The 13,061-nt window shown below is 60.9% G+C and carries 9 protein-coding genes and 2 pseudogenes; 4 read left to right on the top strand and 7 right to left on the bottom strand.

Going from position 1 to position 13,061, the window contains the following annotated elements; translation table 11 throughout:
- Nucleotides 1-7: 7 nt before the first annotated feature.
- From M0746_RS02675 to M0746_RS02655, 5 genes are all read right to left on the bottom strand, one after another.
- Entirely contained in the window at nt 8-520 is a 513-nt protein-coding gene (locus M0746_RS02675) for a fimbrial assembly protein (protein ID WP_208939899.1), read from the bottom strand.
- Between the two features lie 32 nt (nt 521-552).
- Nucleotides 553-1,296: a molecular chaperone gene (locus tag M0746_RS02670; protein ID WP_258448122.1), complete on the bottom strand. Its 744-nt coding sequence runs from the start codon at nt 1,294-1,296 to the stop codon at nt 553-555.
- A 44-nt stretch (nt 1,297-1,340) separates the two neighbouring features.
- Nucleotides 1,341-2,564, bottom strand: coding sequence for a hypothetical protein (locus tag M0746_RS02665; protein ID WP_258448121.1), 1,224 nt, complete (start codon nt 2,562-2,564; stop codon nt 1,341-1,343).
- A 2-nt stretch (nt 2,565-2,566) separates the two neighbouring features.
- On the bottom strand, nt 2,567-5,089 hold the full coding sequence (locus M0746_RS02660) for a CS1-pili formation C-terminal domain-containing protein (RefSeq protein ID WP_258448120.1): 2,523 nt from the start codon (nt 5,087-5,089) through the stop codon (nt 2,567-2,569).
- 125 nt (nt 5,090-5,214) lie between these two features.
- Entirely contained in the window at nt 5,215-5,694 is a 480-nt protein-coding gene (locus M0746_RS02655) for a fimbrial protein (RefSeq protein WP_258448119.1), read from the bottom strand.
- Nucleotides 5,695-6,202: 508 nt separating this feature from the next.
- Here M0746_RS02655 and M0746_RS02650 point away from each other — a divergent pair.
- Nucleotides 6,203-6,777, top strand: a pseudogene (locus tag M0746_RS02650) (PadR family transcriptional regulator).
- On the top strand, nt 6,774-7,559 hold the full coding sequence (locus tag M0746_RS02645; RefSeq protein ID WP_258448118.1) for a siderophore-interacting protein: 786 nt from the start codon (nt 6,774-6,776) through the stop codon (nt 7,557-7,559). Before M0746_RS02650 ends, M0746_RS02645 begins: the two are co-directional and overlap by 4 nt.
- 119 nt (nt 7,560-7,678) lie before the next feature.
- Here the strand turns inward: M0746_RS02645 and M0746_RS02640 are convergent.
- Both M0746_RS02640 and M0746_RS02635 read right to left on the bottom strand, forming a co-directional pair.
- A pseudogene (locus tag M0746_RS02640) lies at nt 7,679-8,318 on the bottom strand (Pr6Pr family membrane protein).
- Between the two features lies 1 nt (nt 8,319).
- Nucleotides 8,320-8,550 carry a VF530 family protein gene (locus M0746_RS02635; protein ID WP_090285959.1) on the bottom strand — a complete coding sequence of 77 codons (231 nt, stop codon included), beginning with the start codon at nt 8,548-8,550 and terminating at the stop codon, nt 8,320-8,322.
- A gap of 301 nt (nt 8,551-8,851) precedes the next feature.
- Here M0746_RS02635 and M0746_RS02630 point away from each other — a divergent pair, with 301 nt between their 5' ends.
- On the top strand, nt 8,852-10,213 hold the full coding sequence (locus M0746_RS02630; RefSeq protein ID WP_258448117.1) for a carbohydrate porin: 1,362 nt from the start codon (nt 8,852-8,854) through the stop codon (nt 10,211-10,213).
- A 223-nt stretch (nt 10,214-10,436) separates the two neighbouring features.
- Entirely contained in the window at nt 10,437-12,848 is a 2,412-nt protein-coding gene (locus tag M0746_RS02625; protein WP_258448116.1) for a glucose/quinate/shikimate family membrane-bound PQQ-dependent dehydrogenase, read from the top strand.
- The last annotated feature ends 213 nt before the right edge of the window (nt 12,849-13,061 follow it).

The following is a 13,061-nucleotide window of genomic DNA, read 5'->3' as shown; positions in this document are numbered from 1 at the left end:
CTGAAGCTCACGGTTCCAGCTCGCCGGCCGGTGCGGCGGCAGTGAACATCAGCAGCACATTGCCGTTGTAGTCACCGGAGCGGTAACCGCCGGCCGGCTCGATCGGTTCGATCTTCAACGCCACGCGCTTGCCGCCGGCAGCCTCCTCTCTTGAAACCACTTGCTGGGGAACGATGTGCGAACTGAGCACCACGTCATTGAACGTCACTCGCAGCATGATGACCTCGTTGGGCCGGCCATTCTCCAGGTAGGGATCGAGCAGCAGGCGCGCGTCGATGGCGCTGCTGTCGTGGCGCACGTCGAAGTTTTTTTCCAGACTGCCGAGGGTTGCCTTGGGGTAATCCCAGAGCAGTGGTTGCGGCCGGTGAATCCAGTCCGGCTCGGCAGGAATGACATAGAACGGCCGGCTGGGAATGCTCAGCGACACTTCGAAGGTGTGCTCTTCCCGGGCCGCCCACGCCAGCGCACCGGTCAGCCCGGTGGCGACCATCAGCGCGGCGGTGGTGCATTGCTTGATCATGTTGATTACCCGATGCGTCAATGGAAACGGACCTAGCGACTGGCGATTTTCAGGGCCTTCTTCTCGGCCCCTTCGATCAGGAAGAAGCGGTATTCGCGGCCCTTTTCCTTGTCGAAGGCGAAGGTCTTGCCGGCCATGACGTGGTGCTTGGTGGTCGCGCCGCAGTCGCTGTCCTTGGTCAGCGAACAGCTTTTGAACTCGTCGATGATGATCACCGTGTTGCCGTTGTTGCGCAGTTCGTAGCGGCTGGCGCTGTCATTGATGACGGTGTCGAAACGCGCATCCTTGGGCCGCACGAAGAAAATCGTACCGAAGCCGGTCATCACATTGACCCCGGCCGATAACGAGTTCTTGTAGTCTTCGCGCTCTTCGTTGCTGACCACGAATTCGTCTTCCTTTTCCGGCACAACCGGCACGAAACGTACGCGAAAATAACGCTCGCGATCACGCTCGCCCATGTACAACAGGCGTGTGCCCTGCATGCCCTGCGCCGGCACGATCAACCGCGCGGGGCTGGCCATCAGGCCGTTGCGCGAGGCGCCGTCGGCGGCGTTCTCGATGGCAATTTCCTGCGAAGTGCCGTCGGCGGCGTAGACGATTTCCAGCACATTGACCTTGACGAACGCTGTGGCGTCGCCGCTGTTGAACACACGTTTGAGGTAAGTACTTTTATCGGCGTCGAGATAGTCGTACACGGTGCCGACATTGATCTGCGGGCCGGCTTGGGCGCTCAGGCAAAACAGGCTGAGCACGCCCAGCAGAAAACCACGGTTCATCGTTGAACACTCCTGGAAGGTTGAAGAGGCGCGGGCTGAAAGGCTCATACTTCCGAGTCCCAGATAACGGTGACATTGCCGCGCAGGCGGTCGGTGAGAGCGGGATCCTTGAGCAGAAAATCAATGTCAAATCGCGTCATTTCGAAATGAATCGCGCCCGGCTTGCGATCCACATACAGGCCCGGTTGAAACGGACCGATCCAGTTGTTGAAACTCAGCGGAAGGCGTGTGACGTTACCGTCGCTGCCGGGATGGGTGATGCCCGGTGGCAAGGTCATGAACACCTGGACGCGGGTGGTGTTGCCCTTCGTACTGCCCAACCTGCAGCTGTTAGCTCCGTACGAGTCACACAGCAACATGACCTTGAAGCGCGACGAGGCTGAAATGTGGAATGGCTGGTCGCGAAAAATCTTCGGCGGCTTGCGTCCGCTGTCCATCCAGCGCGCCCAGCCGCCCTCGGGTTCAAGGGTGACGTTATTGCCACCGGGCGGCAGGTCGACCTTCAGGGTGTGCTGCACGTCGAGGACAAAGTCGAGGGTCAGGTCGCCATCGTCGGGTCGCATCAGTGCCCCGAAATCGAAGTCGCCACCGGGTTCGATGCCATAGCGCATGGAGCCGGTATAGAGGCCTGAAGACATGCCCAGCGGGTTGGGTGTGCGCAGCTCATAGGCGAAATCGAGCGACTGGAATGACATGGAAGGAATGGCGTAGGCCGCATATTTGGTGCAAGGCGCTTCTACCGGTGTTTTCCAGAAAAAGCCGTACGATTTGGGACTGTAGGGCAGGTTGCCACTGAACCGGCAAGGCGCAGGGGCATTCACCCAGCTGCTTGTGGTCCAGAGCGCTCGGTGTCCTTCGACATCGTCTCCTTGCGTCCCTGTCAGTTCATTGGCTGTATGACTGAGGTGATAGGTTGAACCGATGCCGGTGATGCGGATCTCGACCGTTTCCGCCTCCTGCGTGTCGGCGTTGGTGACAGTCAGCCGCCGCCAGTTCGCGGGGGCTTTCACCGCGATGCCATCACCTGGCACAAGAGAACCCGTGGAGGTGAAATTGACCGGCACACGAATACTGAACATGAGGTTTTCGGCACACTGATTCGGATAGTCCGCGCAATAACCGCTGTTCGGCGTCTGGTTGATGAATACGTTTTTGGAGGGCTGGGAAGGGTCCGGCCGAAACGTGGCGCGAATTTCCTGATTCGCGCCCTGAGCAGTAGATGCCGCCATCGTCAGAGCCAATGCCCACCCGCGTGTGAATACCGTCATGATCAACCCGCCTTCTGTTCAGTGGTCGTTACATCCGCCAGGGTGTCCGGCGTGCAGCGAAGATCACCGATCATCAGCACGTTGTTTTCGCTGCGATGGTCGGCCTCGTTGAGCCGGAACTGACACAGCAACCGATTGCCCTGACGCACTTCCAGCGTCGGCGAACCGGCATTCATTTCCATCGAAAAGAACCCGTCGACTTCGGTCACGCCACGGCTGGCGTGGTTGATGACGTGGTGCCCCTTGAGCGGTTGGCCCTGGGCATTGACCAGTCGACCGAGCACGGTGAACGTCTTCATCACGCGCACCTTGCGGTACTCCACGCCGCCCTTGTTCAGGTGATAACGGGTCCGGGCGGGTTCGATGGTGGCGGCCGGAACGTTGTTGCCTTCGAAGTCGAAGCTCACCGAGCTGTTCTGGTACGCGGTGATCGGGATGAAGTTGCGCCCCGGCTTCAACGCCGCGCCGCCACCGCTGTAGTCGTCGGCACGCAGAACGATGTCGTCGATGTCCGACTCGACGTCAACGATCAGCCCGGCGCCGCGCACGTCGCTCTGGCTGGTCATGAGCATGTGCTCGCCGCCGAGCACCAGCGTGCTGTCGACGTTGAGGCCGCCGGTGTAGTTGCCGTTGTACGAGGAGCGCTGGATGAACGCGTCGCCGCTGACCGCCTCAGTACGGAAGTTGGTCAGGCCGGACATGCCCAGGCCATAGGTGTCGGTGAGCGCGGTAACCGACACGCTTTGCAGCACGTGATCCTTGAAATCCTTGCGCCAACCGAGCGAAGCATTGTTGTCGCGCTGGCCATCGCGAGCGGTGCGCGAGCCGATGCTGCCGGTGATCTGCTGACCCGGCGCACCGAGCGCGATGTTGACGCTCAGGTCGACGCCACGGTTGCGCGCATCGCCACTGCTGTAGCTGCCGGGCCGGTCGAAAATCGACAGGCGCCAACTGGCGTCACTGCCCAACAGCATGGTGCGCTGGGTCCAGCCGAGATCGACGCCCATACCCTCGACATTGCCCTCACTGTACGCCACTCGCGCATTGACCGAGTTCTTGCTGTTGAGCCGATGATTGAGCGCCAGCGAGGAATTGCTGGTCTGGCCGACGAACACATTGCGCGGACGAATACGCGTGCCATCGGGCAAGGTGTCGTAGGTGTTGGTGGTGTCGAGCCAGCTGCGGTTGTGACTGACAACGAGACTGCCGGCGCCATAGTTGTAGAGGCTTTGCAGGTCCAGACCGGTGCCGTAATCCTCGGTCTTGTAGACGTTGGCGTAGACGCTGACGTGATTGGCCAGCGTCCAGTCGATGGACGTGCCGTACTGCAGTTTTTCGCGGATCTGCCGCGCCGACGCGCCGAGGATGACCCGCGGGTGCAGCAGATAGTTGACCGCTGCGCCGGCCGTCGGGCTGCCGCTGGCCTGGGTGTCCCAGTTGCTCAGCAGTTTCTGTTCTTCGCCGGCGAACAGGTTGTAGCGCCAGCGCTCGTCGAGGTTGCGCCAGTTGCTGGGCTTGTACACCAGCTCCTGGGTGGTGGAGGTGATCTGACCGTCTTCGATCAGGCGCACTTCCACTTCATAGATGCCACCGGGCAACGGCCGGGTATCGAGGGTCTGCAAGCCGGCCGGTACCGATTGCGTATTGATCAGCAAACCGTCGCGCCAGATTTCCACCGAACCCTGACGGTTGGCGGTGACATAGATCGGGTAGACGCTGGGCATCGGGCTGTTGATGGCCAGGCTGTCGGAACTGCCATACATCACGCCGATGGCGGTGTCAGGGCTGGTGCCGAACGTGCGCGGCTGGCGCGTCAGCCCTTCGGAATTGGGGGTGAAATAGCCCAGACGGAAAAAACTGCCTTGCAGTTCGCGCTGGGTGTGCAGCTCGTGGACGGCGTGATACAGCTTGTCATCCGGGCCACCGAGGCGGGCCATTTGCAGGTTGAGCGTCTGGCTCCAGTTGCCCAGGCTGCCGCTGGCCTCAAGGCCGAACCGCCCGCCGAGATCCTGGTCCTGGCCGCCGTTGAGGTTGAGCTGATTGCGCACCATCAAGCCGCTGCTGCCACCGCTGGGCTGCTCGTAATAGCGCTTGGCGGAAACGTCACGCTCGGCATTTTCGGTGGCGATCGACACCAGCGAATTTTCCAGGTTGTAGTGCACCGCCAGAAACTGATCCGGGCAAGAACTGCTGCACGCGCCCAACGGCGCACCGGGCTTGAAATAACTGGCCCACTTTTCCCGCTCGGCCGGGCCGAAACGGTTTTCGCTGGTGTCGGTGAATTCGAGCAGGGTGATGCGATCGTCGCGGGACAACACCACCATGGCCTCGCCCAGCGGCTGCTGGTCGACTTCGACCCGCACCGCCAGCGGCACATCAAAGAAATGCTCCTCGAAATCCGCTGGCAGACCCTTGGCCTGTGCCAACAGGCTGCGGGGCGTGGTGCCGGCGGTGTTGGAAGCCACGGCAGCGCTGGCACAAAACAACAGCGCAAGCGCGGCCGCGATGGGTGTCATCGGGAACATGAACGCGTACTCGGATAACGAACAATGGAAGTCCGTCGAGGCAGGACAAAAACGACTGCCCCGACGGTCAAGCGCCAACCTTCAACGTTGCGCTTTGATGCCTGATCGATCGATCAAGTGAGCGGTTATGGCGTCACGGCGTCGAAGATCATCGCAACCGAACCGGTGTAGTCGCCCGGCTCGAAGTTGCTGCCCACGGCACTGATGTTCAGCGGCGCGCGGAAGTTGACGTCGGACTCGAGTTCACCCACGACCATTTGCGGGGTCAGGTTCAGTTCCTTGTTGTTGAACATCACGCGCAAGTCGATCGAGGTGCTGCCGGAGACCAGCTTCGGCAGGCTTTCGAGGCTGGCGTGAACCGAACCGTTGTTGTTGCGCACGTCGAAGAAACCGTTGACGTCGCGCATCTTGCCGGTGGTTGGCTGGTAGCTCATGTCCTGGTCCTTGTTGACCAGATCCGGGTCGGTCGGCACGACATAGAAACCGTTGGTCGGCACATGCGCGACAAGGCTGATCGAGTGCGACGCTTCACCGGCAGCGAATGCGCCGGTGGAACCCAGTGCGAGAAGAGCCAGTGGAGCGGCGATTGCGAGTTTCTTGAACATCGTTATGTACCTGTTTGCTTGATAGGGGGATGAACACTGAAAGTTCAAGCAGACCTGCCCGAGTCGGCGCCCGAGTTGAGCCAGATCAACTTGAACTTTCAATGTGGGCGCATCATCGGCTGTCGACTCTGGAAAGTAAGCAGGCAACTTCCGACAACCTCGTAGTTAAACAACCCCATGACATGCAAGAAAAAACAGCAAAACAGCGATATTCCAAACAGTAACTGTAAGCGATGCCCTACAGACAGTTTAAGTTGAAAAACCATACAGCAACTTCGCCCAGCTCTCACAGTAACTTCACGACTAATAGAACATATACTCTACAGCAACTAGAGTGATGACTTTAACTTTCAGGTTACTGCGCGCAGATCCGCCCGGGAAATTCCTGCGCTTGCTTTTAGCCAGCGCCTGCCGCTCGTCAGCCACCCAGACCGCTGAGAAAAAACGTCTTGCGCCCTCGTTAAGATATATCTTAAGTTGTATCTAAACACGACGAGAGAAGACTGAGATGAGAGACCATCATTCCCCCACCGCGAACACGGTGACAGCCGCGACGGCTTCGAACGGCGCCCCGGCCGCGAGCGCGGTGGCCGCGGCCCACGAGTATTCGCCCCCGGTGATCTGAAATTGCTGCTGCTGGCCCTGGTCGCCGAACAGCCGTGCCATGGCTACGACTTGATCCGCCAGATCGAAAGCATGTTCGACGGCGCCTACAGCCCGAGCCCCGGGGTGATCTACCCGACCCTGACCTTTCTTGAAGAAAGCGAACTGATCAGCGGCGACGCCGAAGGCGGCAAGAAACGTTACAGCGTCACCGACGCCGGTCGTGTCTCGCTTGAGGAACAAGCGGTGGCGCTGGACGGTGTGCGCATGCGCATCGACGTCAGCAAGCGCTCGCTGCGCGGCCACGACCGGCCGCCGGAAATTCACGAGGCGGTGCACAACCTGCGCCACGCCCTGCAAATGCACCATGGACGCTGGAGCGCGGAAGAAATCCTGCGTGTACGCGACCTGCTCAACAACACCGCCAAAGCCATCGTCGACGGCCCCGCCGCTCGACCTGCACCGGAGAATGCCGAATGACCGCCGTCGATACCCAGACCATTCACCGCGTCATGCATGAAATCAAACGCCGCAAGCTGCAAGTGTTGCGCGTGGTCGACCTGACCCCGCGCATGCGCCGCATCACCCTTGGCGGGCCGGAGCTCGCGGGTTTCATCAGCCTGGGCACGGACGATCACGTGAAATTGCTGTTCCCGCAGAACGCCGAACAGGCGGCAGCGCTGGAAACCATGGTGCTCGGCGCCGGCAAGGAGGAAGGTCCAAAGCCCGAAATGCGCGACTACACCCCGCGTCGCTATGATCTGGACAAAATGGAGCTGGACATTGACTTCGTCCTGCACGGCGACGGCCCTGCGTCGACCTGGGCGGAACAGGCGCAACCCGGCCAGTTTCTGCACATCGGCGGCCCGCGTGGTTCGATGATCGTGCCGGATATTTTTGACAGCTACCTGCTGATCGGCGACGAAACCGCCCTACCCGCCATCGCCCGCCGCCTCGAAGGCCTGGCGGCCAATCGCAAGGCGCTGGTGGTGGTCGAAGTGGAAAACGGCGCCGAACAACAACGCCTGGAAAGCGCCGCGCAGGTCAATGTGATCTGGGTGTTGCGCGAGGGCGGCAAGGACAACCTGCTGACCACCGTCAAGCAACTGCAGGTGCCCAAGGGCAATCTGTATGCGTGGGTCGCGACGGAAACCAAAGTCTCACGGCAGATTCGCCGGGTGCTGATCGATGAGCACGGGCTCGATGAGCAGTTCATCAAGGCGGCCGGCTACTGGCGCGCCGAGGGCTCCGACGACGAATAATATTCCCCTGACCACTGTTCCCCTGTGGGAGCGAGCCTGCTCGCGAATCGGTGCGTCAGTCACCAATGTTCTCGACTGTGCCGACGCTTTCGCGAGCAGGCTCGCTCCCACACGGGTTGTCAACTTCGTGCGGTCCGTTTGCGGTCTACGCCGATAATCAACAGGCCAATCAACACAAACCCCACCAATATCCCCCGGCATTGATAAACACCTGTGGATAACCCAGCACCGCCACATCAATGAACGGATATGCATACGCGCCAAGCAGATGCCCGCGCAGCAACGCGTAGATGAAGTAAACCAGTGGATAGATCAGCCACAGCGGCAGATGCCACAGGCGCAAAGTGCCCTTCGGTACGCAGCACCACCAATAGCCAAGAAACAGCAGCGGCATGACATCGTGGAGCAATTCGTCAGCGATGAATTGCCAGCCTTCAGGGGATGCCACAAATGTCGCAGCAAAATGCTGTAAGCGAGGCCGACCACGGCGATGCTCACCGCCACCCCGCTGCTCACCCACGGCTGCAAGAACCAGCGCCGCGCTGCCGAGTCACGCGGTGTGACGGCACAGGTCAGCACCGTCGCCACCAGTGTATTGGTCAGTACCGTGAAGTAACTGAAGAAGCTCACCAGCCCGCCGAGCAGGCTCGCGCCGACGCTCAAACGCGCGAAGAAGATCAAGTACAGCTGAATGGCCAATCCGGCCCAGCCCAAAACAGCGGCGCAGATGATCAGGCGCTGACGCCAGGTTGCGTCCATCTCAAAGCGGTCGCTTGGTGCGCATCAGCTTCACGTACAGACGCTCGACCTTCTCCCGCGCCCACGGGGTTTTGCGCAGGAAGGTCAGGCTCGACTTGATGCTCGGATCGCTCTTGAAACAACGGATATCGATGCGCTCCGCCAGCCCCGACCATTCGTAATGGGTCACCAGCGCGTTGAGGATCTGTTCAAGGGTCACGCCGTGCAGCGGATCAGGGGTGGGTTCGTTCATGCCAGGCCTTTGAGCGAAGTGAAAATGCGTAAAGCCGCGCACCTTAGCCGAGGGGGTGATCGGGTGAAAGGCCTACAAGCAAATGTAGGTCAACCCGAGAACATCGCAGGCCGGCAAGCGAGCGGCAATGCGCCCGTTTGCCGCACTGTTACCGAATCCGAAACGCTGCATGTCGGCAAAAGCCCTTTCTCAATTTGTTACAGATCATTATCCTGCCGCCCTTCCGCTGAATCGCTTCACTGCCTGCGTCATATTGAAGCGCCGAAATTGCACTCCCAAAACATTAGAAAAAGACTTTTCCATGGCTGAATTTTCCTTATCCCGAGACAGCGCTATCTCTGCCCTGCGCACCCTTGGCGGTTGCACCGCGCTGGGCCTCGCTGCTTGCGCGCAAGCGGCGCCGGCGTTCGACAGTGAATCACCGTACATGCTCGGTGACTGGAACGGCACGCGCACCGAACTTTCGGAAAAAGGCTACGACTTCAAACTCGATTACACCGGCGAAATGGGCAGCAACCTGCACGGCGGTTACGACCACGATCGCACCGCGCGTTACAGCGACCAGTTCGGCCTCGGCACGCACCTGGACCTGCAGAAGATCCTCGGCTGGGACGACGCCGAGTTTCAGCTGACCATCACCAAGCGCAGCGGCAACAACATCAGCAACGACCGGATCAACGATCCACGGGTCGGTGGTTTCACTTCCGCTCAGGAAGTCTGGGGTCGGGGCCAGACCACCCGGCTGACGCAGATGTGGTATCAGCAGAAATTCTTCGACCAGAAGCTCGACATCAAGGTCGGCCGTTTCGGCGAAGGCGAAGACTTCAACAGCTTCCCCTGCGATTTCCAGAACCTGGCGTTCTGCGGCTCGCAGGTCGGCAACTGGGTCGGCGGCATCTGGTACAACTGGCCGGTCAGCCAATGGGCGCTGCGGGTCAAATACCACCTGACGCCGGAGCTGTACGCACAGGTCGGCGCTTACGAGCAGAACCCTTCCAACCTTGATCGCGGCAACGGCTTCAAACTCAGCGGCAGCGGCACCCAAGGGGCTATCCTGCCGATCGAGCTGGTGTGGACGCCGAAGCTCAACGGCCTGCCTGGTGAATATCGTGCCGGTTATTACTACAGCAACGCCAAGGCTTCGGACGTTTACAAAGACCAGAACGACCGGCCAGCCGCCCTCAGCGGCGCAGCCTATCGCAGTGCGTCGAGCAAACACGGCGTGTGGCTGGGCCTCCAGCAGCAGATCACCAGCGTGGCCAGCGATAACAGCCGCGGCCTGAGCGTGTTCGCCAACGCGACGATGCACGACAAGAAAACCAACGCGATCGACAACTACGTACAGGCCGGCCTCACCTACAAAGGCCCGTTCGACGCGCGCGCCAGGGACGACATCGGTTTCGCCCTGGCCCGCGTGCACGTCAACCCGGCCTATCGCAAGAACGCCGAAGCGAGCAACCGCGCCAACGCCGTGTATGACTACGACGATCCATCCTTTCTGCCGCCACAGGACACTGAATACAGCGCCGAGCTCTACTACGGCGTGCACGTAACGAACTGGCTGACCGTACGCCCGAACCTGCAATACATCCGTCACCCCGGTGGCGTGAACGACGTCGACGACGCCCTGATCGGCGGGATCAAGATCCAGTCGTCGTTCTAAAAAAACAGCGAAAACCCGTGTGGGAGCTGGCTTGCCAGCGATAGCCATTTATCCGGCGGCTTCATTGTTGAATCTGAAATCGCCATCGCTGGCAAGCCAGCTCCCACAGGGGCCCATGCATTTCGTTAGCCGAACAAGTTTTTATCTGAACCATGCCTGCGCCAAATCGTCATCTAAAGTGACTACAGCGCGGGACTACATAAACGTCACGGAGAATCACACTATGAGCACCGAAAGTGCTTCGAGCCGGGGGCGGCTGCTACCCGCCCTGCTCGGCATCCTGCTTCTACTGATGGGCCTGGCCATGCTGGCCGGGGGAATCAAGCTGAGCACGCTGGGCGGCTCGCTGTATTACCTGCTGGCCGGTATCGGCATCGCCTTGAGCGGCATTCTGCTGTTGATGCGACGTCGCGCGGCGCTGGGCCTGTACGCCATCGTCCTGTTCGCCAGCACCGTCTGGGCGCTGTGGGAAGTCGGTCTGGACTGGTGGCAACTGGTGCCGCGTCTGGCGCTGTGGTTTGTCCTCGGTTTCGTGATGTTGCTGCCGTGGTTCCGCCGTCCGCTGCTGCTCAATGGCCCGGCCAAAATGGGCACCGCCGGTCTGACCGTGGCCGTGGTTCTGGCGGGCGTCACCGCTCTGGCCAGCCTGTTCACCCATCCGGGCGAAACCTTTGGCGAACTGGGCCGCGAAACCGCGGGCACCACCAGCACCGCCCCGGCCATGCCGGACGGCGACTGGCAGGCTTACGGTCGCACCGAATTCGGTGACCGTTACTCGCCGCTCAAGCAGATCACCCCGGCCAACGTCGGCAAACTGCAAGAAGCCTGGCGCATCCAGACCGGCGACCTGCCAACCAAGGATGACCCGGTCGAACTGACCAACGAAAACACCCCGCTCAAAGCCAACGGCATGGTCTACGCCTGCACCGCGCACAGCAAAGTGCTGGCGCTGGATCCGGACACCGGCAAGGAAATCTGGCGCTTCGACCCGCAGATCAAGAGCCCGGTCGGCTTCAAAGGCTTTGCGCACATGACCTGCCGTGGCGTGTCGTACTACGACGAAGCCGCTTATGCCAAGTCGGAAAACGCTGGCTCGGCGGTGATCTCCGCCGCCGGTCAGGCCGTTGCCCAAGCCTGCCCGCGTCGTCTGTACCTGCCAACCGCGGATGCCCGCCTGATCGCGTTGAACGCCGACACCGGCAAGATCTGTGAAGGCTTCGGCACCAACGGCGTGGTCGACCTGACCCAAGGCATCGGCCCGTTCACCGCCGGTGGCTACTACTCCACCTCGCCAGCGGCGATTACCCGTGATCTGGTGATCATGGGCGGTCACGTCACTGACAACGAGTCGACCAACGAGCCATCCGGCGTAATCCGCGCCTTCGACGTGCGCGACGGCCACCTGGTATGGAACTGGGACAGCGACAAGCCGGACGCCACCGAGCCTCTGGCCCCGGGCGAAACCTACAGCCGCAACTCGGCGAACATGTGGTCGCTGGCCAGTGTCGACGAAAAACTCGGCATGGTTTACCTGCCACTGGGCAACCAGACCCCGGACCAATGGGGCGGCAACCGCACCCCGGGCGCCGAAAAGTTCAGCGCCGGCCTCGTCGCGCTGGACCTGGCCACCGGTAAAGTGCGCTGGAACTACCAGTTCACCCACCACGACCTGTGGGACATGGACGTCGGCAGCCAGCCAACCCTGCTCGACATGAAAACCGCCGACGGCGTGAAACCGGCGCTGATCGCCCCGACCAAACAGGGCAGCCTGTACGTCCTCGACCGTCGTGACGGCACGCCGATCATCCCGATCCAGGAAATCCCGGTACCGCAAGGCGCTGTCAAAGGCGACCACACCGCACCGACCCAGGCCCGTTCGGACCTCAACCTGCTGGCGCCTGAACTGAACGAAAAAGCCATGTGGGGCGCGACCCCGTTCGACCAGATGCTGTGCCGCATCCAGTTCAAGGAACTGCGTTACGAAGGCCAGTACACCCCGCCGTCGGAACAGGGCAGCCTGATCTATCCGGGTAACGTCGGCGTGTTCAACTGGGGCGGCGTCTCGGTCGACCCGGTTCGCCAGATGCTGTTCACCAGCCCGAACTACATGGCCTTCGTCTCGAAAATGGTGCCGCGTGAGCAAGTCGAAGCCGGCAGCAAACGCGAAAGCGAAACCTCGGGCGTGCAACCAAACACCGGCGCGCCATACGCGGTGATCATGCACCCGTTCATGTCGCCACTCGGCGTACCGTGCCAGGCCCCGGCCTGGGGCTACGTCGCCGGTATCGACCTGACCACCGGCAAAGTCGTGTGGAAACGCAAGAACGGCACCAGCCGCGACAGCTCGCCGATCCCGATCGGCTTCACCCTCGGCGTGCCAAGCATGGGCGGCTCGATCGTCACCGCCGGCGGCGTCGGCTTCCTCAGCGGCACCCTCGACCAGTACCTGCGCGCGTACGACGTCAACTCCGGCAAAGAGTTGTGGAAATCGCGTCTGCCAGCCGGTGGTCAAGCGACCCCGATGACCTACACCGGCAAGGACGGCAAGCAATACGTGCTGCTGGTTGTCGGCGGCCACGGTTCGCTGGGTACGAAGATGGGTGACTACATCATTGCGTACAAACTGCCGGAATAAGCTTTAACGGCGGCAAAAATGAAGGCGATGTCTCGTGAGGGACATCGCCTTTTTGTGCATGCAACTTCTGAGTCCACCAAAGAAACCTGTGGGGCTGGCTTGCCAGCGATAGCGGTGGGTCAGTCAGCAAATAGGCCGGCTGGTAGACCGCCATCGCTGGCAAGCCAGCTCCCACAATTTGATCAGCGTTGGTTGTAGGAATTTTGCTCGTCC

This window comes from Pseudomonas sp. S11P7 (genome assembly GCF_023195435.1).
GTDB lineage: Bacteria > Pseudomonadota > Gammaproteobacteria > Pseudomonadales > Pseudomonadaceae > Aquipseudomonas > Aquipseudomonas fluorescens_G.
The sequence above is the reverse complement of the archived record's forward strand: the minus strand, read 5'-3'. Positions and strand labels throughout refer to the sequence as shown.